The organism is Pseudomonas sp. NPDC087803, from assembly GCF_044742995.1.
Taxonomy (GTDB): Bacteria; Pseudomonadota; Gammaproteobacteria; order Pseudomonadales; family Pseudomonadaceae; genus Aquipseudomonas.
Window position 1 is genome coordinate 40281 of sequence record NZ_JBIUVO010000014.1, and the last position, 25268, is coordinate 65548.

Consider the following 25268-nt stretch of genomic DNA (forward strand, 5'->3'; position numbering starts at 1 on the left):
CTATCACGGGCTTGGGAGCGTGATAGAACAGGAAATTTCCGAAAAAGTTCTACGGCTAAGCCATTGCAGTTTGTAACACCTGCGGATTGGCGTGGAAAAACACGTGCTCGCGCACCGGGCCGACGGCGACTTCACCGATCTCTTCGTAGCCTTGGCGTTTATAGAATTCCAGGTAACGCGGGTTGCCGGTGTCGAGCACCACGCCTTGCGAGGTTTCGTCCACTGCGCACCAGTTGTGCACCGCCGTCAGCAACTGCTCGCCGAAGTGTTTGCCCTGAAACTGCGGATGAATCCCCAGCAGCGGCAACATGTGCACCGAGTCGCTGGGCACGCAGGCGGCCACTGCATCGTGGTATTCCAGATAGCGCCGGGTGCAGCGGAATCCGGTGCTGAGCACCATGCGCAGGCGCCAGGCCCAACTTTCGGTGATGCCCAGGCGGCGCTGTGGCGGTGCGATCAGGGCGATCCCGATCAGGCGGTCGTTGACCAGCAGGCCGATGGCCGGCTGATCCTGCAAAAAATGCTGTTTGACCAACTCACGCACCGTGGCCCGCACGCGTTGTTCGTAGCCCGGGCGCTCGGCTTCGAACAGATAACCAAAGGTCGGCTCGTGGCGATAGGCCTGATACAGCAGCGATCGGGCTTCGCGCGAGTAACCGCGGTCGAGCATGTGGATGTCGGCGATGGCAGTCTGGGTTTCAGGCATGACGATGATTCTCCCCGGCGCGGCTCAAATGACTGCGCTCTTGTTGGTACGAACCTTTTGGTGGTGGCACAGTTCCCCACAGGTATAGCCCAAGCCAGACTCTTCATCGACTCAACTGACGCCTTCGCGAGCAAGCCCGCTCCCACATTTGGAATGCATTCCCCTGTGGGAGCGGGCTTGCTCGCGAAGAGGCCGGTTCAGACGACATCTATCTGGCAGACAACAATGATTTCTCCCACCCCACACTGGCCCCCATCCCACATGTCAGCTAGCATCGCCCTTTTGCCAGGACTGCCGACCATGAAGATTGTTTCCTTCAACATCAACGGACTGCGCGCCCGTCCGCATCAGCTGGCAGCGCTGATCGAAAAGCATCAGCCGGACGTGATCGGCCTGCAGGAAACCAAGGTCCACGACGACCAGTTCCCGCTGGAAGAAGTGCGTACGCTGGGTTATCACGTTTATTTCCACGGCCAGAAAGGCCATTACGGCGTCGCGCTGCTTTCGCGCAAAGAGCCGATCGCGATTCACAAAGGCTTCGCCACGGATGAAGAAGACGCCCAGCGCCGCTTTATCTGGGGCACCTTCGCCGACGCCAATGGCGTGCCGGTGACCATCATGAACGGCTACTTCCCGCAGGGCGAAAGCCGCGACCACCCGACCAAATTCCCGGCCAAGCAACGCTTTTACAGCGACCTGCAAACCTTGCTGGAAAGCCAGTTCCACAACGAGCAGCCGCTGGTGGTGATGGGCGATGTGAACATTTCCCCGGAAGACTGCGACATCGGCATCGGCCCGGACAACATGAAGCGCTGGTTGAAAACCGGCAAATGCAGCTTCCTGCCGGAAGAGCGCGAGTGGATGGCCCGCCTGAAGAACTGGGGCCTGACCGACAGCTACCGCCACCTGAACCCGGACGTGACCGACATGTTCAGCTGGTTCGACTATCGCAGCCGCGGGTTTGAAGACGAACCCAAGCGCGGGCTGCGGATTGACGTGATCCTCGCGTCCCATGGCTTGCTGCCACGGGTCAAGGATGCGGGCGTGGACTATGAACTGCGCGGGATGGAGAAACCGTCGGATCATGCGCCGATCTGGCTTGAATTGGCCTGATCTCGAGCTTTAAGAGAGCCTTGTAGGAGTGAGCCTGTGGTGAGGGGATTTATCCCCGATGGGTTGCGAAGCGGCCCCGGTCGTCTCTAGTAGATCGAAATGAAGATTTTGGGTCGGCTTCGCCAACCATCGGGGATAAATCCCCTCACCACACCTCACTCTTCCATTGGATCACTGTCATGTTTTGGTCATGCACCTGACTTAATCTCCCCGGCAATCCCCTTGGCCTGATTCGGTGCCGGCATGACCCTGCGTGTTCTGTTCGCTTTTCTGTCGAGTGCATGGCTGACGGTCAGTGCCGCCGCCCTGCCCATCCCCGAAAACGGCCCGGCGCTGCGCATTCAGGGGTCCAACACCATCGGCGCCGACCTCGGCCCGGCGTTGGTCGAAGGTTTCCTGCAAGAACAAGGGCTGCTGAAAGTCCACCGCGAAAACCCCGACACCGCCAACGAACAACACATCGTCGGCCAGACCGCGCAAGGCAAACGGCTGGTGGTGGAAGTCGCCGCCCACGGTTCCAGCACCGGGTTCACCGCGCTGAAAAGCGCCAGTGCCGACCTCGCCGCCTCCTCGCGCCCGATCAAGGACAGCGAACTGCTCAGCCTGCAAGCGCTTGGCGATCTGAAAAGCGCCACCGCCGAGCAGGTAATCGCCATCGACGGTCTGGCGATCATCCTTCACCCCGGCAACCCACTGCAGCAACTGGACACCGAGCAACTGGCGCGGATCTTCAGCGCTGAGGTGAAAACCTGGGAAGACCTCGGCGGGCGCGGCGGTGCGATTCATTTATATGCGCGGGATGATCAGTCCGGCACCTACGACACATTCAAGGAATTGGTGCTGAATCGTCGTGGGAAAAGTCTGAGTTCCACTGCGAAACGCTTCGAATCCAGCGAGCAATTGTCCGACGCGGTGAGCAGCGATCCGCAAGGCATCGGTTTCATCGGTCTGCCGTATGTGCGCCAGGCCAAAGCCGTGGCAATTGCCGACGGTGCCTCGCAATCAATGTTGCCGCTCAACAGTCTGATTGCCACTGAGGACTATCCGCTGTCCCGGCGCTTGTTCTTTTACTTGCCGCCCAACAGCCCGAATCCCTGGGCATCGGCACTGGTGGCATTTGCGCAAAGCCCAAAGGGCCAGAAGATTGTTGCGGCCAACGGTTTCATCAGCCAGACCGTGCACGCGATGACCGTCACCCCGAACGCGCTGATGCCAGAGGGTTATCAATCTCTCAGCCGGCACGCCCAGCGCCTGACAGTGAACTTCCGCTTCGAGGAAGGCAGCGCCAGCCTCGACAACAAGGCACGGCAGGATCTGGCGCGGGTGCTCGACTATATACAGCGCCACGGCAAGACAGAGCGCGCGGTGACGCTGGTGGGGTTTGGCGACGAGAAAGACGATCCGGCCCGCGCCGACCTGCTGTCGAAGTTGCGGGCGATGGCGGTGCGTCGCGAGCTGGTGAAGAACGGCGTGGTGCTGCGCGAGGTGCGCGGGTTTGGCGCGTTGATGCCGGTGGCGGCGAACAGCGCGGATGAAGGCAGGATCAAGAATCGGCGGGTTGAGGTTTGGGTGTATTGAGCCTGATGTTGATGTGTTGAACCTGCTTACGTCATCGCTGGCAAGCCAGCTCCCACAGAGATTTCCAGTGAACACAAAGTTTGTGAACACCAAACAAACCTGTGGGAGCTGGCTTGCCAGCGATGAACGATAACTTGGTCTAGGATCAGCGCTCGCTACGCAGCATTTCCTTCGGCACATATTTGCCGATCTCGAACTTGCCGATCGCCGCGCGGTGCACTTCGTCCGGGCCGTCGGCCAAGCGCAGGGTGCGTTGCATGGCGTACATGTAGGCCAGCGGGAAATCGTTCGAAACCCCGGCCCCGCCGTGCATCTGGATCGCCCGGTCGATCACCCGCAGGGCGACGTTCGGTGCGACGACTTTGATCTGCGCGATCTCGCTCTTCGCCACTTTGTTACCGACGGTGTCCATCATGTACGCCGCTTTCAGCGTCAGCAGGCGCGCCATGTCGATTTCCATCCGCGAGTCGGCAATCTTGTCGACGTTACCGCCCAGACGCGCCAGCGGTTTGCCGAACGCGGTGCGGCTGACCGAGCGTTTGCACATCAATTCCAGTGCACGCTCGGCCATGCCGATCGACCGCATGCAGTGGTGAATCCGTCCTGGGCCGAGGCGGCCTTGAGCAATTTCGAAGCCGCGTCCTTCACCGAGCAGGACGTTTTCGTACGGCACGCGCACGTTGTCGAACAGCACTTCAGCGTGACCGTGGGGTGCATCGTCGTAGCCGAACACCGGCAGCGGGCGGACGATTTTCACCCCGGGGGTGTCAACCGGCACGAGGATCATCGAGTGCTGGGCATGGCGCGGTGCGTCGGGGTTGCTCAGGCCCATGAAGATCAGGATCTTGCAGCGCGGATCGCAGGCGCCGGAGGTCCACCACTTTTTGCCGTTGATCACCCACTCGTCGCCATCACGCACGGCGCGGGCGGCCATGTTGGTGGCGTCGGACGAGGCCACGTCCGGTTCGGTCATGGCGAACGCCGAGCGGATCTCGCCGCGCAGCAACGGTTCGAGCCAGCGCTGTTTCTGTTCTTCGTTGGCATAGCGCACCAGCACTTCCATGTTGCCGGTGTCCGGTGCCGAGCAGTTGAACGGCTCTGGCCCGAGCAACGAACGGCCCATGATTTCCGCCAGCGGTGCGTATTCGAGGTTGGTCAGACCCGCACCGAGTTCCGACTCGGGCAGGAACAGATTCCACAAACCTTCGGCCTTGGCCTTGGCCTTGAGCTCTTCCATGATCGCGGTCGGCTGCCAGCGATCGCCCTCGGCAACCTGGCGTTCAAACACCGCTTCGGCCGGGTAAACGTAGGTGTCCATGAACGCGGTCACGCGCTCACGCAGTTCTTGCACCTTGGGCGAATAAGCGAAATCCATGAGCAATTACCTTCTATGGGCAGAGGTTGTTCAGATCATGCATTCGATGCTAGAACAGCGTTGATAATTTACCTAGCCTATTCTCGGCGTGTATAAACATTCATCACCGATATATGATCCGCTGATCGTCAGCCCCTAGAACAAGAGAAGCCGCGTTATGAATCTGAGTAAGGTCGACCTCAACCTTTTCATCGTCTTCGACGCGATCTACACCGAAGCCAACTTGACCCGCGCCGGGCAGATTGTCGGGATCACCCAGCCGGCGGTGTCCAACGCGCTGGCGCGGTTGCGCGAGACCTTCAACGATCCGCTGTTTGTGCGCACCGCCCAGGGCATGGTGCCGACGCCGATGGCGCAGAACATCATCGGCCCGGTGCGCAACGCGCTGTCGTTGCTGCGGGTGTCGGTGCAGGAGAGCCGGATTTTCAACCCGGCCCAAGCGGTGAAGACTTACCGCATCAGCATGACCGACCTCACTGAGGCGGTGATTCTGCCGCCGCTGTTCCAGCGTTTGCGCCGTCTGGCGCCGACGGTGATCATCGAGAGTTTCCTGTCCAAACGCCGCGAGACCACCAAGGAACTGGCTGCCGGGCGTCTGGATTTCGCCGTCGATGCGCCGCTCAACACTGACCCGCAGGTGCGCCACGTCAAGCTGATGGAAGACCGCTACGTCTGTGCGATGCGCAAGGGCCATCCGCTGGCGGGCAAGGAAAAACTCAGCCTCGACGATTACCTGTCGCTGACCCATATCCACATCTCCAGCCGCCGCAGTGGTCTGGGCTACGTGGATCTGGCGCTAGGCAAAATGGGTATTCAGCGCAAGATCGCCCTGCGCTCGCAGCATTACCTGATGGCGTCGCAGGTCATGCAGCAGACCGACATGGTGATGACCGTGCCCGAGCGTTTTGCCCGGCGTAATGACTTGCATGCGTTCAACCTGCCGGTCAACGACGTGCCCCCGGTGGAGACCCACCTGTACTGGCACGAGAGCACCGATCAGGATCCGGCGAACCGCTGGATGCGCGAGCAGATAATCGAGTTGTGCCAGCAGGTGACGGCGCATGAGAAGAAGCTCGATAAGGCGTAAGGCTGGCAACCGCGTTATCGTTCTTCGCGAGCAGGCTCGCTCCCACAGTTGATCGCGTTCCATCTGAAGAAACGCGACCGAGTGTGGGAGCGAGCCTGCTCGCGAAGAGGCCAGCACTCGCGCCACACACTTTGAACCTTGACGTAAACGTCAACCTGCCATTAGCTTAGCTCCAAGACCTTTTTTCGAGCGCTTTCATGAGCAGCCAGACTTACAGCATTTCCGACCTCGCCCGCGAGCTGGACATCACCACCCGGGCGATCCGCTTTTATGAAGAACAAGGCCTGCTCAGCCCCGAGCGCCGTGGCCAGGAACGCATCTACTCGCCCCGCGACAAAGTCAGCCTGAAGCTGATCCTGCGCGGCAAGCGCATCGGTTTTTCGCTGGCCGAATGCCGTGAGCTGATCGAGCTGTACGACCCGTCCAGCGGTAACACCAAACAGCTCAACAGCATGCTGGCGAAAATCAGCGAGCGCCGCGAACAACTCGAGCAGCAGTTGCTCGACATCGAACAGATGAAACTGGAACTCGATACTGCCGAAGAACGCTGCGTGCAGGCGTTGGAGCAGACGCTCAAGAGCCAGCAGATAGCGCAGTAATCAGCCACAACTCATTCCCTGTGGGAGCGGGCTTGCTCGCGAAGGCGGAGTGTCAGGCGACAAATTTTGTATCTGATACACCGCCTTCGCGAGCAAGCCCGCTCCCACAGGGACCTCATGTAATTCCGAAAATGAGCAGGTCAACCCATGTCCCTCCCCTCCCAAGTACGCCTGATCGAAGTCGGCCCGCGCGATGGCCTGCAGAACGAAGCCCAGCCGATCAGCGTCGCTGACAAGGTGCAACTGGTCGACGCTCTGAGCGCGGCTGGTTTGGGTTATATCGAAGTCGGCAGTTTCGTCTCCCCGAAATGGGTGCCGCAGATGGCCGGCTCCGCCGAGGTATTCGCGCAGATCCAGCGCAAGCCCGGCGTGACCTATGGCGCACTGGCGCCGAACCTGCGCGGTTTTGAAGACGCGCTGGCCGCCGGCGTGAAAGAAGTCGCAGTGTTCGCTGCGGCGTCCGAGGCGTTCTCGCAACGCAACATCAATTGCTCGATCAGCGAAAGCCTGGCGCGCTTCGCACCGATCATGGAAGCGGCGAAACAGCACGGCGTGACCGTGCGCGGTTACGTGTCCTGCGTGCTCGGCTGCCCCTATGAAGGTGAGGTCGCGCCGGAGCAAGTGGCGATGGTCGCCCGCGAGTTGTATGCGATGGGCTGCTACGAAGTGTCCCTCGGCGACACCATCGGCACCGGCACCGCAGGCGCCACGCGGCGGTTGTTCGAAGTGGTGTCGGCGCAAGTGCCACGGGAAAAACTCGCTGGCCACTTCCACGACACCTACGGCCAGGCGATGGCCAACATCTACGCCAGCCTGTTGGAAGGCATCGCGGTGTTCGACAGCTCTATCGCCGGCCTCGGCGGCTGCCCATACGCCAAAGGCGCGAGCGGTAACGTCGCCACCGAAGACGTGGTGTACCTGCTCAACGGCTTGGGCATCAAGACCGGTATCGACCTGGATGCCTTGATTGCGGCGGGTCAGCAGATCAGCGCGGTGCTCGGTCGCCCGAGCGGTTCGCGAGTGGCCAAGGCCCGTAACGCACAGTGAGGGCAAAGGTGTTACCGCTGTGTCTGAAACGTGGGCGTAGTCGAGTAACACGGAAACAAATTGTCTGGTTTGCCCTGAAGGAAAAATCCTGCAAAAACCTCAAACCATTGATTTACAAGGGTTTTAAAAAGTTGGCACGGCTTCTGCTATCTCTATGGCATAACAAGAATAAAAAGCAGCAAACCAATAAAAATAAGACGTACCGACTCTGACATAACAAAAACAACACGGCAGAGACGCAGCTAACAGATTTTTTTGGAGAAGATGTGCTTTTCAGGGTGCTCTCAGGAGTGACCCGCAACCGGGCAGAGAACAATAAAACTACCTTCAGGTAGCTCCCGAATCGGTTGGATCGTTTAACGAGAAAGCAGATCAGCGCTCAAAAAAATACGTTTGCTCTTGACCCCGGATGGGGGTCGCCAAAAACAGCGGTAAAGGGCCACGGTTGCCAAAAACAACAACAGACCGCCCCTCAATAATAAAAAAGAGCACGCGACGACAAAATTAAAGGGGAGCTTCGGCTCCCCTTTGTGCTTTCTGTGATTTATGAATTCCCCGCCGATCCCTTGTGGGAGTGAGCCTGCTCGCGATAGCGGTGTGTCAGTCGATGCAAATATTGACTGATACACCGCTATCGCGAGCAGGCTCACTCCTACATTTGATCGTTGTCAGGCCTGCTTTTCGCGGAGTTCTTCGATACTGATCTCACGCATCCGGAATTTCTGGATCTTCCCCGTCACCGTCATCGGAAACTCTTCGACGAACTTGAAGTGCCGTGGCGTCTTGAAGTGCGCAATGCGTTCCTTGCACCAGGTTTGCAGTTCCAGCTCGGAAGCATTGTGACCGGGGTGGAATTTGATCCAGGCGACAATCTCCTCACCGTAACGCGCGCACGGAATGCCGATCACCTGCACGTCCGCCACCGCCGGGTGGGTGAAGAAAAACTCCTCCAGCTCGCGCGGATAAATGTTTTCGCCCCCACGGATGATCATGTCCTTGTTGCGCCCGGCGATGTTCACGTAACCCTCATCGTTCATGCTCGCCAGGTCGCCGGTGTGCATCCAGCCGGCCTCGTCGATGGCTTCGGCCGTGGCTTGCGGGTTGCTCCAGTAACCGAGCATCACGCTGTAACCGCGAGTACAGAGTTCGCCAATGGTGCCGCGCGGCACCAACTTGCCCGCCTCGTCGATGATCTTGCTTTCCAGTTGCGGCTGAGTACGGCCGACGGTGGTCACGCGCAGTTCCAGTTCATCGTTGGGCCCGGTCTGCAGCGACACCGGGCTGGTTTCGGTCATGCCGTAGGCGATCTGCACTTCGCTCATGTGCATCTCGCTGATGACCCGGCGCATGACTTCGATCGGACAAGTCGCGCCGGCCATGATCCCGGTGCGCAGGCTCGACAGATCGAATTCGCCGCGCAGCGGTTGATCGAGCATGGCAATGAACATGGTCGGCACACCGTACAGGCCGGTGGCTTGTTCTGCGGCGACGGTTTGCAGGGTCAGTAACGGGTCGAATGCGTCGTTGGGATAAATCATGGTGCTGGCGTGAGTGATGCAGCCGAGGTTGCCCATGACCATGCCGAAGCAGTGATACAGCGGCACCGGGATCACCAGCCGGTCGCTCGGGGTCAGGCCGATGCTTTCGCCGACCATGTAACCGTTGTTGAGGATGTTGTAGTGACTGAGGGTCGCGCCCTTGGGGAAACCGGTGGTGCCGGAGGTGTACTGGATGTTCACCGGTTGGTCGAAGTGCAGGCTGTCGCTGCGTTCGCGCAATTGTTCGGCCGAGACGCCGGTCGCCAGATCGGCCAGTTGCGACCACGGCAGGAAGCCCGACGGCGGCTGTGCGTCGAGGCTGATCACCCCGCGCAAATCCGGCAGACGTTCGCTGCGCAACTGGCCGATGGATTGCTCGGCAAGTTCCGGCATCAGCCCTTGCAACATGGCGTGGTAGTCGGAGGATTTGAATGCCCCGGCACAGACCAGCCACTGGCAACCGGACTGCTTGAGCACGTATTCCAGTTCGGAGCTGCGGTAGGCCGGGTTGATGTTGACCAGAATCACGCCGATCTTCGCCGTGGCGATTTGCGTGATGCACCACTGCGCACAGTTGGGTGCCCAGATGCCGAGCCGATCACCCGTCTGCAAACCCAGCGCCAGCAGGGCTCTGGCGTGCAGATCGACGCTATCGGCCAGTTGTTGCCAGGTGTAGCGCAATAGCTGGTGACGTACGACCAGCGCCTCGCCGTTCGGGTGTTGCGCGACAGTCTGGTCGAACTTCTGCCCGATGGTCATCGCCAGCAAGGCTTTGTCCTGGGAGCCTCGGGTATAGCTGCGCTGCGGGTTTGCACTGGGTTGATCCATGACGACCCCTATTGTCTTTATTAGTGGGTTTACCGGGATTTTGCTTCGGGTGGGAGCGGGCTTGCTCGCGAATGGGGAGGATCAGTCGCCAGATGTATAGGCTGACACACTGCATTCGCGAGCAAGCCCGCTCCCACCAAAAGCACTCCGCTTTCAATCCTGAACTGCCCCTACTCTCGCCCAAGTTGACGTTAACGTAAAGGGTGATTGACAGCCAATCGTCACAAGCTTACGTTAACGTAAAGGTGAGAGCTGATCGAGCGCCCTCCCCACCCTACAAAAAAGCCAAAAGGTGCCCCATGAGCTACCCATCCCTGAACTTCGCCCTCGGTGAAACCATCGACATGCTGCGCGATCAGGTTCAGTCCTTCGTCGCCGATCAGATCGCCCCACGCGCTGCGCAGATCGACCGCGACAACCTGTTCCCTGCCGACATGTGGCGCAAATTCGGTGACATGGGCCTGCTGGGTATCACCGTGCCGGAAGAGTACGGCGGTGCGGGTCTGGGTTACCTGGCGCACGTGGTGGCGATGGAAGAAATCAGTCGCGGCTCGGCGTCGGTGGCGCTGTCCTACGGCGCGCACTCCAACCTCTGCGTCAACCAGATCAACCGTAATGGCAACCACGAACAGAAAAGCAAATACCTGCCGCAATTGATCAGCGGCGAACACGTCGGCGCCCTCGCCATGAGTGAGCCAAACGCCGGTTCCGACGTGGTTTCGATGAAATTGCGCGCCGACAAACGCGGCGACCGCTTCGTCCTCAACGGCAGCAAGACCTGGATCACCAACGGCCCTGACGCCAACACCTACGTGATCTACGCCAAGACCGACCTGGAAAAAGGCCCGCACGGCATCACTGCGTTCATCGTCGAGCGCGACTGGAAAGGCTTCAGCCGCAGCAACAAGTTCGACAAGCTCGGCATGCGCGGTTCCAACACTTGCGAGCTGTTTTTCGATGACGTCGAAGTCCCGGAAGAAAACATACTCGGCGTACTCAACGGCGGCGTGAAAGTGCTGATGAGCGGCCTCGATTACGAGCGCGTCGTACTGTCCGGCGGCCCGACCGGGATCATGCAGTCGTGCATGGACCTGATCGTGCCGTACATCCACGATCGCAAGCAGTTCGGCCAGAGCATCGGCGAATTCCAGCTGATCCAGGGCAAAGTCGCCGACATGTACACCCAGCTCAACGCCAGCCGCGCCTACCTGTACGCAGTCGCTCAGGCTTGCGAGCGCGGCGAAACCACGCGCAAGGACGCCGCCGGGGTGATCCTCTACACCGCCGAGCGCGCCACACAAATGGCCCTCGATGCGATCCAGATTCTCGGCGGTAACGGCTACATCAACGAATTCCCCGCTGGGCGCTTGCTGCGTGACGCCAAGCTGTACGAAATCGGCGCGGGCACCAGTGAGATCCGGCGCATGCTGATCGGCCGCGAACTGTTCAATGAAACCCGCTAAACGGAGCTGCACATGGCTATCCTGCATACCCAGCTCAACCCCCGTTCAGCGGAGTTCGCCGCCAACAGCGCGGCGATGCTTGAACAGGTCGACGCCCTGCACACCCTGCTCGCCCAAGTGGCCCAGGGTGGCGGCGCGAAGGCCCAGGAACGACACACCTCGCGCGGCAAACTGCTGCCGCGCGAGCGGATCAATCGGCTGCTCGATCCGGGCTCGCCGTTTCTCGAGATCAGCCAGCTCGCCGCACACGCCGTGTATGGCGAAGACGTACCGGCCGCCGGGGTGATTGCCGGGATCGGCCGTGTCGAAGGCGTCGAGTGCATGATCGTCGCCAACGACGCGACGGTGAAAGGTGGCTCGTACTACCCGCTGACTGTGAAAAAACACCTGCGCGCGCAGACCATCGCCCAGCAGAACCGCCTGCCGTGCATCTATCTGGTGGACTCGGGCGGCGCCAACCTGCCGCGTCAGGACGAAGTGTTTCCGGATCGCGAACACTTCGGCCGGATTTTCTTCAACCAGGCCAACATGAGCGCCATGGGCATTCCGCAGATCGCCGTGGTCATGGGCTCCTGTACCGCCGGCGGCGCCTATGTGCCGGCGATGGCGGACGAAGCGATCATGGTGCGCAATCAGGCGACAATCTTCCTCGCCGGCCCGCCGTTGGTAAAAGCCGCGACCGGAGAAGTGGTCAGCGCTGAAGACCTCGGCGGTGCCGACGTGCACTGCAAGATTTCCGGCGTGGCCGACCATTACGCCGAGAGCGACGAACACGCCCTCGCCCTCGCCCGCCGCAGCGTCGCCAATCTCAACTGGCGCAAGCTCGGCGAAGTGCAGCAGCGCACGCCGATTGCGCCGCTGTACGCCAGCGATGAGTTGTATGGCGTGGTGTCGGCCGACGCCAAGCAGCCGTTCGATGTGCGCGAAGTGATTGCGCGGCTGGTCGACGGTTCGGTGTTCGATGAATTCAAGGCGCTGTTCGGCACCACGCTGGTCTGCGGCTTTGCGCACTTGCATGGTTACCCGATCGCGATCCTCGCCAACAACGGCATCCTCTTCGCCGAAGCCGCGCAGAAAGGCGCGCACTTCATCGAACTGGCCTGCCAGCGCGGCATTCCGCTGCTGTTCCTGCAGAACATCACCGGCTTCATGGTCGGCCAGAAATACGAGGCCGGCGGCATCGCCAAGCACGGCGCGAAACTGGTGACCGCTGTGGCCTGCGCCAAAGTGCCGAAATTCACCGTGATCATCGGGGGCAGCTTCGGCGCCGGTAACTACGGCATGTGCGGCCGCGCGTACGACCCGCGCTTCCTGTGGATGTGGCCGAACGCGCGCATCGGCGTGATGGGCGCCGAACAGGCTGCGGGCGTGCTGGTGCAGGTCAAGCGCGAGCAGGCCGAACGCAGCGGCCAGGCCTTCAGCGCCGTGCAGGAAGCCGAGATCAAGCAACCGATCCTCGATCAGTACGAAGAGCAGGGTCACCCCTACTACTCCAGCGCACGGCTGTGGGACGACGGCGTCATCGACCCGGCGCAGACCCGCGATGTGCTCGGTCTGGCCTTGTCCGCGTCGTTGAACGCGCCTATCGAACCGAGCCGCTTCGGCGTGTTCCGGATGTGATGCTTTTTTGTGGGAGCGGGCTTGCTCGCGAAAGCGGTGTATCAGTCGACGTATCCGCAACTGACAGACCGTCTTCGCGAGCAAGCCCGCTCCCACAGAAACCGTGGAGACGGAAGAATATGAGCGATTTCAACACCCTCGAACTGCACAACGACCCACGGGGTTTCGCCACCCTGTGGCTCAATCGTGCGGAAAAGAACAACGCGTTCAACGCCGAAATGATCCGCGAACTGATTCTGGCGCTGGACAAGGTTGCCAGCGACGCCAGCCTGCGTTTCCTGCTGGTGCGCGGGCGTGGCAGGCACTTCAGCGCCGGCGCCGATCTGGCGTGGATGCAGCAATCGGCCGAACTCGATTACCACACCAACCTGGACGACGCCCGCGAACTGGCAGAGCTGATGTACAACCTCGCCAAGCTGAAAATCCCGACCCTGGCCGTGGTCCAGGGCGCGGCGTTCGGTGGCGCATTGGGGCTGATCAGTTGCTGCGACATGGCGATCGGTGCCGACGATGCGCAATTCTGTCTGTCGGAAGTACGCATCGGCCTGGCGCCGGCGGTGATCAGTCCGTTCGTGGTGCAGGCCATCGGTGAACGTGCAGCACGTCGTTATGCGCTGACCGCCGAGCGCTTTGGCGGCCAGCGTGCGCGGGAAATCGGTTTGTTGTCCGAGAGCTACCCGGCTGCCGAACTCGATCAAGCGGTCGAGCATTGGATCGACAATCTGCTGCTCAACAGCCCCGCCGCGATGCGCGCCAGCAAGGATCTGCTGCGCGAAGTTGGCAACGGCGCGCTGACCCCGGCCTTGCGTCGCTACACCGAAAACGCCATCGCCCGTATCCGCGTCAGCCCTGAGGGCCAGGAAGGCTTGCGCGCCTTCCTGCAAAAACGTCCGCCGAGCTGGCAAGCCGCAACCACCACCAAGGAGCCGCGTTGATGAGCGCACCTGTTCTCACCACCCTGCTGGTAGCCAACCGTGGCGAAATCGCTTGCCGGGTGATGCGTACCGCCAAGGCGCTGGGCCTGACCACCGTCGCCGTGCACAGCGCCACCGACCGCGAAGCGCGGCACACTCGCGAAGCGGATATCCGCGTTGATCTCGGTGGCAGCAAAGCCGCTGACAGCTATCTGCAAATCGACAAGCTGATCGCAGCGGCCAAGGCCAGCGGCGCGCAGGCGATTCACCCGGGTTACGGCTTTCTGTCGGAGAACGCCGGATTCGCTCGCGCCATTGAACAGGCCGGGCTGATTTTCCTCGGCCCGCCCGCCTCGGCCATCGACGCGATGGGCAGCAAATCGGCAGCCAAGGCGTTGATGGAAACCGCCGGCGTGCCGCTGGTGCCGGGCTATCACGGCGAGGTGCAGGATCTCGATACATTCCGCAATGCCTGCGAACGCATTGGTTATCCGGTGCTGCTCAAGGCCACGGCGGGTGGCGGCGGTAAAGGCATGAAAGTGGTCGAGGACGTCAGCCAGTTGGCCGAAGCCCTGGCCTCGGCGCAGCGTGAAGCGCAATCGTCGTTCGGCGATTCACGGATGCTGGTGGAGAAATACCTGCTCAAGCCGCGTCACGTGGAGATCCAAGTGTTCGCTGACCAGCACGGCAACTGCCTGTACCTCAACGAACGTGACTGCTCGATTCAGCGCCGCCACCAAAAAGTTGTCGAAGAAGCCCCGGCCCCGGGCCTGACCCCGGAACTGCGCCGCGCCATGGGCGAAGCGGCCGTGCGTTCGGCGCAGGCGATCGGTTATGTCGGTGCCGGCACCGTGGAGTTTCTGCTGGATGCGCGCGGCGAATTCTTCTTCATGGAGATGAATACGCGCCTGCAGGTCGAGCATCCGGTCACCGAGGCGATCACCGGACTCGATCTGGTGGCGTGGCAGATTCGTGTGGCGCGCGGTGAAGCGTTGCCGATCACCCAGGATCAGGTGCCGCTCAATGGCCATGCGATTGAAGTACGCCTGTATGCCGAAGATCCGTCGAATGATTTCCTGCCCGCCACCGGACGTCTGGAGCTGTACCGTGAATCGGCAGCAGGGCCGGGGCGGCGGGTTGATAGCGGGGTTGAGGAAGGTGATGAAATATCGCCGTTCTACGACCCGATGCTCGGCAAGCTGATTGCCTGGGGCGAAGATCGCGAGCAGGCGCGGCTGCGCTTGTTGAGCATGCTCGATGAATTCGCGATTGGCGGCTTGAAGACCAACATCAACTTCCTGCGGCGGATCACCGCGCATCCGGCGTTTGCCGCGGCTGAGCTGGATACCGGGTTTATTCCGCGTTATCAGGAAACACTGCTGCCGGCCCAGGGTGAGCTGAGCGATGAGTTCTGGCACACCGCAGCACAGGCTTTCGCACAGAGTTTGCCGGGCGCTGTTCGGGCGGATGATCCGGGCTCGCCGTGGGCTTTGAACAGTGGTCTGCGCGCCGGTCTGCCAACGGAAATCACTTTGCACTTGAGCTGCGAGGGCCAGGATCGGGCGCTGACGCTGAATAGCGCGGGCAACGCCACACTGTCCGGTGAAGCACTGGTGGTCGAACACAACGGCGTACGCCGGAGTTTGCGTGCGATTCGTCAGGGCGATTCGCTGTACCTGCAATGGGACGGCGAGTTGCGGCGCATTCAGACGTACGACCCGATCAGCGCCGTCGACGCCAGCCACAGCCATCAGGGCGGTCTGACTGCGCCGATGAACGGCAGCATCGTGCGGGTATTGGTGGAGGCCGGGCAATCGGTCGAGGCCGGCGCGCAACTGGTGGTGCTGGAGGCGATGAAGATGGAGCACAGCATTCGCGCGCCCCATGCCGGAGTGATCAAAGCGCTGTATTGCCAGGAAGGCGAAATGGTCGGCGAAGGCAGCGCTCTGGTTGAACTGGAAGCTGTGTAATGAGGGACCGATCCTGCGCTCTGCGAGGATCGGTCTGACTAGAATCGCGCCGTGGCCTGAACCACCACGCCGATGATCCGACACTCGTCGGTGAACAGGGCTTTAGGCCAGGTCGGATTGAGCGGTACCAGATAACGCTGGCCGCCCTCTTCGTCGAGCTTGCGAAAGATCGCTTCATCGCAGCCCTGCCACTGGGCGATCACCAGTTTGCCGGGCACCGCCTCCACCTCCGGATCCACCAGGATCAGCATGCCTTCGGCAATGCTCTGGCCCGTGGGCGCGGTCATCGAGTCCCCCGCTACCGTCAACCAGAACGCTGCGCCACGGGCGTGATAATCCGTCAGCTCGAAACGCTGCTTGTCCTGCGCCGGGGCGTAGGCCGTGGCCGCTCCCTCGCGAGCTTCACACGGCGTGCGCCAGTCGCTGACCGGATAGCGGAAGTACGGGTTGTACTTCTGCGCCAAGGGCATTTCGTCATCCGCGGTTTCCTGCGGTTCGCGGATCACCAGCACCACTTCCAGGAATTCCATGCCCAGCGCCTGCAACACGCGGTTCATTTCCGTGACGCCCGGTTCGCGACGCTTGTTCAGCCAATGGCCGATGCCGCCCTGGGACATGCCGACGCGCTCTCCGAGCTCTGTTTGAGTGATTTTGAGTTCACTCATCTTGGCCTTGACCAACTCAATCCATTTATCCATGTGCGGCACCTTACTTGGCCCGCCTTCGGCCGACAAAACACATATTGTAGTATTTAAATTCTGGTCACAACTACGCATCGTACTATTCTACGGACACGGATTTTGAATCGAACAAGGAGTGACCTTTGACCATGAATATCAGCAGCAAAGACTTGCCCGATCTGCAAATCGACACCACCTTCACTTCGCCCCAAGGTAACGCCGCAGCGCAGCGAGCACTGGACTATTACTTGAAACCAGCTGTGTCAGAACCCGAGGTTGACGAGCGTTTTTTCGATGTGAAACGCCACCTCAGTGGCGAAGAGGCCCTGGTGCACGCCTCGGATCTGCTGCGCTGCGCAGCCGCCACCGCGCTCAAGGCAGCAGAAAACCTGCAGGGCGCAAGCCGTGACCTGGCATTTTCGGTGGTACACATGGTGGATATGGCGCGGGCGATGGTCGACCATTCGATTGATGGCGAACAACTCTGACAAACAAGGAATACAGACGGACAGGAAAGAATTTCCCCATCGCGCAGATAAAAACATTTGACTTGCAAATGATAATGATTATTATTGCATGCAGCTGGTCGCGAGATCAGTCGATGGACCAAAGACCTTAGGTCGGTCTTCTGGACTATCTCCTCATCAGGCTAATCACGGTTTTTGACCCGGCTTTTTGCCGGGTCTTTTTTTACCCGTTTTTCGGGCTTATGGCTTCAGGCTAATGAAGTCTTTGGATGCTGCAAATTCGATGGCGCGGATAATATCAAAAGAATATCTCTTGGCAAGCGAAGCCCGGCCACATTGGGGCAAACTAATGACAATTAGCACTTGAGAATCAATTGCACAGTCTCTAAGCTGCTTGCGCGTCATGGAAGACGCCCCCACTACAACCCGCAATTTCCCTCGGTTTCAGCCGCGTCTTGCGTGTAAAGTAGCCGCCATAAGAATCATATTCAGGAACCGATTATGACCGTGGCCAAATCTTCGTTCGACATCAGTGCCAATTTCGACAGCGGCAACATCCAAGTCATCGACATCTCCAATCCGCTCAACCCGGTTCTGGCCATCCGCCCGGATACCCGCAGCGCACATTTTCAGTGGTTCCACTTCAAGGCCAGCGGCTTGCATGTTCATCAGGAACACTGGTTTCGCCTGGTCAATGCCAGCCAGTCCTCCTACAACAAAGCCTGGACCGGCTATCAGGCGGTCGCTTCCTACGACCACGTCAACTGGTTCCGCATTCCCACCAGTTTTGAAGGCGACAGCCTGCGCTTTTGCCTCGAAGCCGAGCAGACCCATGCCTGGTTCGCCTACTTCGAACCCTACAGCCGCGGTCGTCATGACTGGCTGATCGAGCAGGCGCTGACCAAGGCCGGCACCGAACTGCTGGCCACCGGCAAGAGCGTCGAGGGCCGTGACATTCAACTGCTGCGCAAAGGCAGCGGCGGCGAAGGCCGGCGCAACATCTGGATCATCGCGCAACAGCACCCGGGCGAGCACATGGCCGAATGGTTCATGGAAGGTGTGATCGAACGCCTGGAACGCCACGACGACCCGGTGCTGAACACACTGCTCGCCAGCGCCGATCTGTATCTGGTGCCGAACATGAACCCGGACGGTGCCTTCCACGGCCATCTGCGCACCAACGCCATGGGCCAGGATTTGAACCGCGCCTGGCAGAGCGCCAGTCAGGACCTCAGCCCTGAAGTACTTTTCGTACAGCAGCAGATGGAAAAGTACGGCGTCGACCTGTTCATTGACGTACACGGCGATGAAGAAATCCCCCACGTGTTCACCGCCGGCAGCGAAGGCAACCCGGGGTACACGCCGCGTATCGCGAAACTCGAAGAGCATTTCTGCACGCACCTCAAGCACACCACCAAAGACTTCCAGACCAAATACGGCTACACCCGCGATGAACCGGGTCAGGCCAACATGACACTGGCCTGCAACGCTGTCGGGCAGAAATACGACTGTCTCGCGCTGACCCTGGAAATGCCGTTCAAGGACCACGACGACGCGCCGAACCCGCTCACCGGCTGGTCAGGCAAGCGCTCCAAACAGCTGGGCAAGGACGTGCTGACCACCATCGCCGACATGGTCGACACGCTGCGCTGATCCCCGCCCCGCTCCCCCTGAAAGATCGCAGCGTTGTCTGCGATCTTTTTTTTGCGCAAACAGCGCGAGCTAACTGCGATCACGGCCACGCAACATGCTGTCGAGCACTTCGTCGCGGCGCACCCAACCGTGGAACAACGCTGCGGCCAGGTGCAGCAGCACGGTCAGGAACAGCAGATACGCCAGATAGCCGTGCGCCTTGCGCAGCAGGGCAAACACTTGCGCATCGGCCGGCAGAATCGACGGCAACTGCAAGGTGCTGCTGAGCATCACCGGCTCGCCCGACGCACTGATCATCGCCCAACCGAGCACCGGCAGCACCAGCATCAAGGCGTACAACAACACATGCGAAGCCTTGGCCGCCATTACCTGCCAACCCGGCAGATCGGCAGGTAAAGGTGGCTGGCGGGTAGAAAACCGCACCAACAGGCGCACGACCACCAGCAGCAGAATCGCGATCCCCAGCGGTTTGTGCAGATGAATCAGCCATTCATGCCGCTGCGAAACCGAAGTGACCATGCCAGCGCCAATGAACAACATGGCGATGATCATCAGCGCCATCAGCCAGTGCAGCAGCCGCGCCAACAGCGCGAAATGAGTCGGTTGCGTGCTCATGGGCGAGCCTCCTGACGGGCGGCGGGCAATTGGTTGACTTCACTGGTACGGCGCAAGTAGGAATCGGCGTAACCGGCGGAGCGTGCGGCGAGCAGCGGGTCTTCAGAGCCTTCGATACCGGCCGGCAGCACCAGCGGATCGTAGTTGATGTCGCGGCATTCACCGCTGAGCTGCGGCTGGGTCTTCTCCAGCACCAGGGTGCCGGCGTTGATCACCTTGCGGCCCTCGGGCCAGGTTTTGCTGGCATCGTTCACCGGATCACCGGGGTTGGCCAAGGTGATATTCAACTGCCAGCGCAACGGCCCTTCGGCCAGACGCTGCACCAGATCCTTCTCGAGAAAATCAGCACCCTCCGGCGCCGAGGCTCCGGCCGCATCACGCGCCAGTGGTGTGACACTCCAGCGCACCGCCTGCTTCTGGCCACTGCCGTTGACCAGATAGAACGCATTCACGCTGTTATAGGTTTCGGTGGCATAGCTGGCCGACGGTTTGGCGGTCTTCACCCAGGTCAGAAACGGCACGGCTTCCGGGTGGGCGGCAAAGAATGCCGGCACTTTGGCCGGATCCGGTTTACCTGTGGCCGGATCCGGCGACTGCGCCTGCTGCAATTGATAGAACGCCTCCGGAGTGCCGACCGGGAACACCGGCATGCTGTTCATCCCGGTGCGCCATTGCTGACCGTTGGCTTGGGTGAAGCGCAGCGCCAGGCTGCGAATCGGCACGCTGCTGTCCGGCGCGTAGGGATTCCCCGCTGGCAAGGCGAAGCGCCCGACCACCGGGGTCTGCGCCTCGTTGAACACCTGCGCCGTAGAAAACGCCCGCGCCTCGCCACTGCTCTCGAAATGCCCGATCACGCACACACCCTTGGCATGGTTGCGCCGAAACCCGGGATGCACGCCGTTGTTTTTCTCCAGCACATCAACCAGCGCCTTGGGCGTCAGACGTTGTGGGTCAAGGTTACCGTGCACGTAGGCAAACGCCCCGGCGACAGCGGCAACGACCACGGCAATCGCCGTCAGGCGCAACACTGTGCTCGCGGCACTCAAGGGCGGACGCGGCGGCCTGCCCGGCGGAGAAGTGCGATCAACCATGAATAACTCCAGGGCCATCGGCCACAAGTAGGAAGAATCAGCAAGACGCGCCCCATCGGGATTTATTCCATGGCCCGGTATTTATTTTTCCGAACGTGGAATAACCTCGAACGGCAGACGTCTCCCTAGTCCACAGCGTAGTGACTAGCAGAAATTCATGAGCGAATTCGACGAACAGTTGAGAGAAATCATTCCCAGATTGCGCCGCTTTGCCGTGTCGTTGACCCGCAACAGCAGCAGCGCCGACGATCTGGTGCAGGCCAGCCTCGAGCGGGCCCTGTCCGGCTGGGGCGCCAAACGCGCCGAGGGTGACGTGCGCGCGTGGCTGTTCGCGATCCTCTATCGGCAGTTTCTCGATGCTCACCGGCGCTCACGTCGTTATGCGCGGATGCTCGAATTCTTTACCGGTCGCGACGACACCGAGCCCTCGACCGAGCGCACGGTAATCGCCCAGGCAACCCTGCAAGCCTTCGATCGCCTGCCCACCGAACAACGTGCGCTGTTGCTGATGGTCTCGGTCGAAGGCCTGAGCTACAAGGAAGTCGCGCAAATCCTCAACATCCCCACCGGCACCGTGATGTCGCGCCTGTCCCGCGCCCGCCAGGCCTTGCGCCAACTCAGCGACGGCGACATCAACAGCCCTTCTTTGCGGATACTCAAATGATCAGCCTGCCCCCCAGCGAGCGTGACCTGCACGCCTACGTCGACCACCAGCTCAGCGAGGCCGACCGGCGTCTGGTCGACACCTGGCTGGCCACTCACTCGGAAGCCGCCGCGCAGGTGCGCGCCTGGCAGCACGACGCACAGTTGTTGCGCGCAGCCCTGGGCGGGGCCTTGCAGCAACCGGCCAATCCGCACCTTGATCCGACGCTGATTCGCCAGCGTCTGAAGCGTCAGTCGCGGCGACACCTGGCCAGCGCGGCGGTATTGCTGATCGCGGTCGGCATCGGCGGTTTCAGTGGCTGGCAGGCGCGGGAAATGACCCTCGTGCGCTCTTCCATTCTGCCGATGACCGATGCCTTGCAAGCCTATCGTTTGATCGCCCAGCAAGGGATTTTGCCGGCGGACTACAAAGTCGACAGTGACGGCGACATGCAGCATTGGCTCGACCGCTATTTCACCCAGGCCAGTCGCTTGCCGGATCTGAAATCCGCCGGCTTCGAACCGGTCAGCGGCCGCCTGCTCAGCACCGACGAAGGCCCGGCGGCGATGGTCATGTATGAGGATCGCAGCGGCCACAAGGTGAGTTTTTACGTGCGGCCACCGGGGCCGAAAAACACCTTCCTGCCACGCGGCAGCCGCAGCGACGGTGATCTGCAAGCCGATTACTGGTCCGGTGGCGGATACAACTATGCGATGGTCAGCCCAACGGACTCGCCGGCTGCGCAAGTGCTTAAGCAATCACAGCCTTTCTGAATCTGCTGCATACCCCTGTGGGAGCGGGCTTGCTCGCGAAAGCGCTGTGTCATTCAACAATGATGGCGACTGACCTGCTGCTTTCGCGAGCAAGCCCGCTCCCACAAGTGGTTCATCGTATGATTCAGAACCCCACGTCGAGCACCACATTGTCCAGGTACGTCCCCGCCGGCGGCGTGGTCTGGTCGGTGTAGATTTTCGCGTTGTAGTTGAAGATCTGGCTGCCGGTGCCCAACCCATTGCCGGGATTGACCTCAGCGTCAGTGCTCGAGCGGCGCGCACTGCCGACGCTGCCCCACCGGGTGGTGCCAGCGCTTTTGAAGATGTCGTAAGCCAGATAATTACTCCCGGAAATCATCCGCCGTCGCCCACCGACGCTGAGCGCATTCTGCCCGTCGCTCAAACCGACGGTGTAGGCGCTGCCCTTGGTGCAGGCCAGATTGATCGTCTGCCCCGTCACCGGGGTAAAAGCGCTGATCACCGGCGCACTGCCAAAGGCAATGTTCGGCGCAGTAATCGTGCAGTCGTTGGACACGGTCAGGTTCACCGTCAATGTCGCGGTGCCGCTGCTGATATCGCGCCCCAGGCACACACTGCCGATACCGATTCCCGAGCAGTAATTCCAGTTCCAGAAAATGCTCAAGGTTTCCGTATAGACACCGGCGGCGACGTTGCTGCCAATGGTCGTGCCCAAATACAGTGGCACGGTTTTCGGGGTGGTGCCGTTGAGCAGTCCCAAGGCGTCGATGATGCCGTTGCGGGCGAAGTCGAATGCGGTGCCACGAGTGACCGGGTAGCTGGTGCTGTTGTTGGCGTAAATCGTGTACCCGATGACATCGCCGGTCGGCCCGAGCAAGCCGCTCTGGGTCGAGGTGATGGTGGCGTAGAAATGATCGTTGCTGGTCAGCAGTGACAGCAGCGAACCGGTGCAACTCAAACCGGCATTCAGCGTGGAACTGGGCTGCGTCGTAGTGCGCACGGCTATCGAGCTGATCGAGCCGAAGGCAGCCGGCGTGGTGCTGACCACCGAACACAAGGCCTGCGCCGCCCCCGGCAGCAGCAACGCCAGGCACAGGCAGATCCGGTTGGCGATCACTGGCACACCAACGGGCCGATCAGCGGCACCTGGCTTTGCTGCATGTCCACGGCGAATTGCGCCTTGCAGGTCTTGCCGTCGGCCAGCGAAACCTGCAACGAGTTCTGCGCCTGGAGGTTTTCCAGATAAACCAGCCCGTCCCAACCGACCACCGTGCGCGTACCGCTCTGCTCATGCAGCACACCCGCGCCCAACGGCAGTTCGCGTTGTTGGGCATCCACCAGCACGATACTCGCGGCGATCACCCGGGTCAGTGGAAACTCCAGCAAGTAGCCGCTGCCACGGCGCACGGCGATGCGTTGTTCGACGTTGGGGCTGCGCACGTTGGCCGGCAAATTCAGCGGATCGATTTCGTATTTGCCGCGGTAGTACGCGCTGCTCCATGGCACCAGCACGTGACCGTTTTTATCGGTCTGACCGACCTGCTGGTTTTCGTAGCGCACCGGAATATCGGCAAAGCCATCGGTGCTGACCACCACAAACGCGTCGTCGATGCGATTGGCGGCGAACACCTGCCGGTCCATCCACACCAGCGAGCCACTGGCATCGGCCCAGCGAGTTTCGGCGTCCGAAGTGCCGTAGACCCCGGCCTGCAATTGCACCGATTGCAGACGCCAGGTCACGTCAGCCTGCCGATAATCCGCGCCGTCACCCTTGGCGTACCCCAGATTGAAGCCGACCCCGCCTTCGGACGGCACCGAACGGCTGTAATTGACCCGCTGCTGACTCTGCCCGGTCTTGCTGCGCTCGCTGCTGATCGCCAGGCTGCCGCGCAGATCGAACGGAATGACCAGTTGCGCCTGCACCGCCCAGTTGCTGTCGCCGATCTCGCGGTTGGCCGACAGGTAGAAACTGCTGTTGCGCCACAACGGTTTGCTCCAGCTCAGGTTGAGCAACCGGGTACGCGAATCGTCCGCCGCACGCACATCGAAATAACCGGCACCGAGACTGCCCCAGCGCTCGAGGTTGACGCTCAGGGTCGCCTGCTCGCTGCGCCGGCTTAGGCTGATGTAAGGGCTGTCGATCACGCTGAGGTCGGCGTATTGGTCGCGACGTTGCAGGCGCTGCCAGGAAAAACTGTAGCGCTGGCTGCTGTATTGATAACCGAGGCTCAACTGCTCGCCGCCGTCGCCGTCGAATCGGCTCTGGCTGATGGCGCTGTTGAGCACGCCGAAATTGCCCAGACGCAAATTGCCGCCGATGCCGCCGAGGGTCAGCGCGTCCGCCGCTTCGGCGTGGCTTTCCAGGGTGAAGCTGTCGCTGACACCGTATCGCAGGCTGCCGGAGCTCACGCCGGGGCCATAGCTGAAGTCCTTCAGGCCGTAATCGCGGCGCAACGTACCGGCTGCCACCGAAAAATCACTCAGGCCTTTTTGCAGCAGACTGCTGGTGACATAGAACGGCACCGTGGTCGACACCTGCCGCCCCAGCGCATCGGTGGTCACCACCACCGCCTCCCCGGCGCCATTGATGAAAGGAATGTTGGTCAGGGTATACGGTCCCGGTTGCAGGTCGGTGCTGCTCGACTTGTAGCCGTTGATGAACAGATCCACCGACGACGGCACCGCGGCTTCACCGGCGAACTGCGGCAACGGATAGGTCACCAGATCCGGGCGCACGGCAAAATCCCTCGAGAACTGCACGCCGCCCAGGCGCACCGAATTGCTCCAGGGCAAGGCGCCGCTGATCACGTCGCCGCCTTCGTAGGTGAGCATTCGCTCGTCATCGGAGTAGCGCCAGGTGGTGTCGTAGCGCAGATAGCCGTTGTCCAGCGTACTGAGCGAAGCGCCGGACAAGGTGCGCCGGTACTGCCCGGTGTTGGACAGCGTGCCCCAACTGTCGAACAGCCGCACCTCGTTCCACGCCGCCAGATAAGTGCCGGCATCGTCGGTGTCATTGAGGTACAAGTCGTAGTTGAACAACGCGCCGAAACTGCTCAGCGCCGGCGTGCGCGGATAATTCTGGCGATTGCCGATGAACTGGTCCGGCAACCACTGCGGCGGTACCACCAACAGCAGGCGCTGGCCGACACTGTCATATTCGCTGTGCAGTCCCGGCAGGCCGTCGAGATCGACTTCGTCAGCACTACCCTCGGGCAATGTCATCCCGGTTTCACGCAATACGCTGGCCGGCAGGAACAGATGCCCGTCGCGCTGCTGCACCGCCACCACCCGCCCGGTGTTCATTTGATTGACCACCAATTCCAAAAACAGCTGTGCATCACTCACGGCCTCCATGCCGCTGGGGGGCGGCGGCAGTTCGCCGGCCCCGGATGGTTGAACGAACATCAGGCAACACGCGCCGCCGATGAGCCACAACGGACGCTGAATACGACGAGCCCATCCCGGGCTCATACACGCTTTACGTCCGTCAATGGACTTGATCCTCCTGATACCACTCTTGCCAAAGCCA

General features: G+C 60.9%; 21 protein-coding genes. 13 read left to right on the forward strand and 8 right to left on the reverse strand.

Annotated features, from left to right (window positions below; genetic code table 11):
* Nucleotides 1-55 precede the first annotated feature (55 nt).
* Nucleotides 56-706: a GNAT family N-acetyltransferase gene (locus tag ACIOUG_RS11040; protein WP_401065233.1), complete on the reverse strand. Its 651-nt coding sequence runs from the start codon at nt 704-706 to the stop codon at nt 56-58.
* A gap of 300 nt (nt 707-1006) precedes the next feature.
* On the opposite strand from ACIOUG_RS11040, the gene xthA reads away from it, so the two are divergent.
* Together xthA and ACIOUG_RS11050 are read left to right on the forward strand one after the other, a co-directional pair.
* Entirely contained in the window at nt 1007-1819 is an 813-nt protein-coding gene (xthA, locus tag ACIOUG_RS11045) for an exodeoxyribonuclease III (protein WP_401065235.1), read from the forward strand.
* A 243-nt stretch (nt 1820-2062) separates the two neighbouring features.
* The gene (locus tag ACIOUG_RS11050) at nt 2063-3397 is read left to right on the forward strand and encodes a substrate-binding domain-containing protein (protein ID WP_401065238.1); all 1335 of its coding nucleotides are present in this window, start codon (nt 2063-2065) and stop codon (nt 3395-3397) included.
* 145 nt (nt 3398-3542) lie between these two features.
* Here the strand turns inward: ACIOUG_RS11050 and ACIOUG_RS11055 are convergent, their stop codons facing one another.
* The gene (locus ACIOUG_RS11055; protein ID WP_401065240.1) at nt 3543-4772 is read right to left on the reverse strand and encodes an acyl-CoA dehydrogenase; all 1230 of its coding nucleotides are present in this window, start codon (nt 4770-4772) and stop codon (nt 3543-3545) included.
* A 157-nt stretch (nt 4773-4929) separates the two neighbouring features.
* Between ACIOUG_RS11055 and ACIOUG_RS11060 the strand changes: the two genes are divergently transcribed.
* The 3 genes from ACIOUG_RS11060 to ACIOUG_RS11070 all read left to right on the forward strand — a co-directional run bounded on the left by ACIOUG_RS11060 (nt 4930) and on the right by ACIOUG_RS11070 (nt 7505).
* Nucleotides 4930-5859: a LysR family transcriptional regulator gene (locus ACIOUG_RS11060; protein ID WP_401065243.1), complete on the forward strand. Its 930-nt coding sequence runs from the start codon at nt 4930-4932 to the stop codon at nt 5857-5859.
* A gap of 197 nt (nt 5860-6056) precedes the next feature.
* The gene (locus ACIOUG_RS11065; protein WP_003223708.1) at nt 6057-6458 is read left to right on the forward strand and encodes a MerR family DNA-binding transcriptional regulator; all 402 of its coding nucleotides are present in this window, start codon (nt 6057-6059) and stop codon (nt 6456-6458) included.
* Between the two features lie 147 nt (nt 6459-6605).
* Nucleotides 6606-7505: a hydroxymethylglutaryl-CoA lyase gene (locus tag ACIOUG_RS11070; protein ID WP_401065246.1), complete on the forward strand. Its 900-nt coding sequence runs from the start codon at nt 6606-6608 to the stop codon at nt 7503-7505.
* Nucleotides 7506-8173: 668 nt separating this feature from the next.
* Here the strand turns inward: ACIOUG_RS11070 and ACIOUG_RS11075 are convergent.
* A complete protein-coding gene (locus ACIOUG_RS11075; RefSeq protein ID WP_401065248.1) occupies nt 8174-9871 on the reverse strand; it encodes an AMP-binding protein in 1698 nt (565 codons plus the stop codon).
* A 299-nt stretch (nt 9872-10170) separates the two neighbouring features.
* Here ACIOUG_RS11075 and ACIOUG_RS11080 point away from each other — a divergent pair, with 299 nt between their 5' ends.
* The 4 genes from ACIOUG_RS11080 to ACIOUG_RS11095 all read left to right on the forward strand — a co-directional run bounded on the left by ACIOUG_RS11080 (nt 10171) and on the right by ACIOUG_RS11095 (nt 15838).
* Nucleotides 10171-11334: an isovaleryl-CoA dehydrogenase gene (locus tag ACIOUG_RS11080; RefSeq protein ID WP_401065250.1), complete on the forward strand. Its 1164-nt coding sequence runs from the start codon at nt 10171-10173 to the stop codon at nt 11332-11334.
* A gap of 12 nt (nt 11335-11346) precedes the next feature.
* Nucleotides 11347-12954, forward strand: coding sequence for a carboxyl transferase domain-containing protein (locus ACIOUG_RS11085; RefSeq protein ID WP_401065253.1), 1608 nt, complete (start codon nt 11347-11349; stop codon nt 12952-12954).
* 119 nt (nt 12955-13073) lie between these two features.
* Nucleotides 13074-13889, forward strand: a complete 816-nt coding sequence (locus ACIOUG_RS11090) for a gamma-carboxygeranoyl-CoA hydratase (RefSeq protein WP_401065255.1) — start codon at nt 13074-13076, stop codon at nt 13887-13889.
* Nucleotides 13889-15838, forward strand: a complete 1950-nt coding sequence (locus tag ACIOUG_RS11095; RefSeq protein ID WP_401065257.1) for an acetyl/propionyl/methylcrotonyl-CoA carboxylase subunit alpha — start codon at nt 13889-13891, stop codon at nt 15836-15838. The genes ACIOUG_RS11090 and ACIOUG_RS11095 overlap by 1 nt, the downstream gene beginning before the upstream one ends.
* A gap of 38 nt (nt 15839-15876) precedes the next feature.
* On the opposite strand, the gene ACIOUG_RS11100 is transcribed toward ACIOUG_RS11095, so the two are convergent.
* The gene (locus ACIOUG_RS11100) at nt 15877-16536 is read right to left on the reverse strand and encodes a LexA family protein (protein WP_401065259.1); all 660 of its coding nucleotides are present in this window, start codon (nt 16534-16536) and stop codon (nt 15877-15879) included.
* Between the two features lie 131 nt (nt 16537-16667).
* Between ACIOUG_RS11100 and ACIOUG_RS11105 the strand changes: the two genes are divergently transcribed.
* Together ACIOUG_RS11105 and ACIOUG_RS11110 are read left to right on the forward strand one after the other, a co-directional pair.
* On the forward strand, nt 16668-17006 hold the full coding sequence (locus ACIOUG_RS11105) for a DUF6124 family protein (RefSeq protein WP_401065262.1): 339 nt from the start codon (nt 16668-16670) through the stop codon (nt 17004-17006).
* A 480-nt stretch (nt 17007-17486) separates the two neighbouring features.
* Nucleotides 17487-18638, forward strand: coding sequence for a M14-type cytosolic carboxypeptidase (locus ACIOUG_RS11110; protein WP_401065265.1), 1152 nt, complete (start codon nt 17487-17489; stop codon nt 18636-18638).
* A gap of 69 nt (nt 18639-18707) precedes the next feature.
* On the opposite strand, the gene ACIOUG_RS11115 is transcribed toward ACIOUG_RS11110, so the two are convergent.
* Both ACIOUG_RS11115 and ACIOUG_RS11120 read right to left on the reverse strand, forming a co-directional pair.
* Nucleotides 18708-19253, reverse strand: a complete 546-nt coding sequence (locus ACIOUG_RS11115; RefSeq protein ID WP_401065267.1) for a cytochrome b — start codon at nt 19251-19253, stop codon at nt 18708-18710.
* The gene (locus tag ACIOUG_RS11120; RefSeq protein WP_401065270.1) at nt 19250-20344 is read right to left on the reverse strand and encodes a catalase family peroxidase; all 1095 of its coding nucleotides are present in this window, start codon (nt 20342-20344) and stop codon (nt 19250-19252) included. The genes ACIOUG_RS11115 and ACIOUG_RS11120 overlap by 4 nt, the downstream gene beginning before the upstream one ends.
* 157 nt (nt 20345-20501) lie before the next feature.
* Here ACIOUG_RS11120 and ACIOUG_RS11125 point away from each other — a divergent pair, with 157 nt between their 5' ends.
* Both ACIOUG_RS11125 and ACIOUG_RS11130 read left to right on the forward strand, forming a co-directional pair.
* A complete protein-coding gene (locus ACIOUG_RS11125; RefSeq protein WP_401065273.1) occupies nt 20502-21008 on the forward strand; it encodes an RNA polymerase sigma factor in 507 nt (168 codons plus the stop codon).
* Entirely contained in the window at nt 21005-21760 is a 756-nt protein-coding gene (locus tag ACIOUG_RS11130; protein WP_401065275.1) for an anti-sigma factor family protein, read from the forward strand. The genes ACIOUG_RS11125 and ACIOUG_RS11130 overlap by 4 nt, the downstream gene beginning before the upstream one ends.
* A gap of 124 nt (nt 21761-21884) precedes the next feature.
* On the opposite strand, the gene ACIOUG_RS11135 is transcribed toward ACIOUG_RS11130, so the two are convergent.
* Both ACIOUG_RS11135 and ACIOUG_RS11140 read right to left on the reverse strand, forming a co-directional pair.
* Nucleotides 21885-22856, reverse strand: coding sequence for a spore coat protein U domain-containing protein (locus ACIOUG_RS11135; RefSeq protein ID WP_401065278.1), 972 nt, complete (start codon nt 22854-22856; stop codon nt 21885-21887).
* On the reverse strand, nt 22853-25210 hold the full coding sequence (locus ACIOUG_RS11140; protein ID WP_401065281.1) for a fimbria/pilus outer membrane usher protein: 2358 nt from the start codon (nt 25208-25210) through the stop codon (nt 22853-22855). Before ACIOUG_RS11140 ends, ACIOUG_RS11135 begins: the two co-directional genes overlap by 4 nt.
* Nucleotides 25211-25268 lie beyond the last annotated feature (58 nt).

Excerpts from the sequence above, each read along its gene's own strand:
- ACIOUG_RS11040 (WP_401065233.1), bottom strand. The coding sequence starts at position 706 with ATGCCTGAAACCCAGACTGCCATCGCCGACATCCACATGCTCGACCGC.
- xthA (WP_401065235.1), top strand. The coding sequence starts at position 1,007 with ATGAAGATTGTTTCCTTCAACATCAACGGACTGCGCGCCCGTCCGCAT.
- ACIOUG_RS11050 (WP_401065238.1), top strand. The coding sequence starts at position 2,063 with ATGACCCTGCGTGTTCTGTTCGCTTTTCTGTCGAGTGCATGGCTGACG.
- ACIOUG_RS11055 (WP_401065240.1), bottom strand. The coding sequence starts at position 4,772 with ATGGATTTCGCTTATTCGCCCAAGGTGCAAGAACTGCGTGAGCGCGTG.
- ACIOUG_RS11060 (WP_401065243.1), top strand. The coding sequence starts at position 4,930 with ATGAATCTGAGTAAGGTCGACCTCAACCTTTTCATCGTCTTCGACGCG.
- ACIOUG_RS11065 (WP_003223708.1), top strand. The coding sequence starts at position 6,057 with ATGAGCAGCCAGACTTACAGCATTTCCGACCTCGCCCGCGAGCTGGAC.
- ACIOUG_RS11070 (WP_401065246.1), top strand. The coding sequence starts at position 6,606 with ATGTCCCTCCCCTCCCAAGTACGCCTGATCGAAGTCGGCCCGCGCGAT.
- ACIOUG_RS11075 (WP_401065248.1), bottom strand. The coding sequence starts at position 9,871 with ATGGATCAACCCAGTGCAAACCCGCAGCGCAGCTATACCCGAGGCTCC.
- ACIOUG_RS11080 (WP_401065250.1), top strand. The coding sequence starts at position 10,171 with ATGAGCTACCCATCCCTGAACTTCGCCCTCGGTGAAACCATCGACATG.
- ACIOUG_RS11085 (WP_401065253.1), top strand. The coding sequence starts at position 11,347 with ATGGCTATCCTGCATACCCAGCTCAACCCCCGTTCAGCGGAGTTCGCC.
- ACIOUG_RS11090 (WP_401065255.1), top strand. The coding sequence starts at position 13,074 with ATGAGCGATTTCAACACCCTCGAACTGCACAACGACCCACGGGGTTTC.
- ACIOUG_RS11095 (WP_401065257.1), top strand. The coding sequence starts at position 13,889 with ATGAGCGCACCTGTTCTCACCACCCTGCTGGTAGCCAACCGTGGCGAA.
- ACIOUG_RS11100 (WP_401065259.1), bottom strand. The coding sequence starts at position 16,536 with ATGGATAAATGGATTGAGTTGGTCAAGGCCAAGATGAGTGAACTCAAA.
- ACIOUG_RS11105 (WP_401065262.1), top strand. The coding sequence starts at position 16,668 with ATGAATATCAGCAGCAAAGACTTGCCCGATCTGCAAATCGACACCACC.
- ACIOUG_RS11110 (WP_401065265.1), top strand. The coding sequence starts at position 17,487 with ATGACCGTGGCCAAATCTTCGTTCGACATCAGTGCCAATTTCGACAGC.
- ACIOUG_RS11115 (WP_401065267.1), bottom strand. The coding sequence starts at position 19,253 with ATGAGCACGCAACCGACTCATTTCGCGCTGTTGGCGCGGCTGCTGCAC.
- ACIOUG_RS11120 (WP_401065270.1), bottom strand. The coding sequence starts at position 20,344 with ATGGTTGATCGCACTTCTCCGCCGGGCAGGCCGCCGCGTCCGCCCTTG.
- ACIOUG_RS11125 (WP_401065273.1), top strand. The coding sequence starts at position 20,502 with ATGAGCGAATTCGACGAACAGTTGAGAGAAATCATTCCCAGATTGCGC.
- ACIOUG_RS11130 (WP_401065275.1), top strand. The coding sequence starts at position 21,005 with ATGATCAGCCTGCCCCCCAGCGAGCGTGACCTGCACGCCTACGTCGAC.
- ACIOUG_RS11140 (WP_401065281.1), bottom strand. The coding sequence starts at position 25,210 with ATGAGCCCGGGATGGGCTCGTCGTATTCAGCGTCCGTTGTGGCTCATC.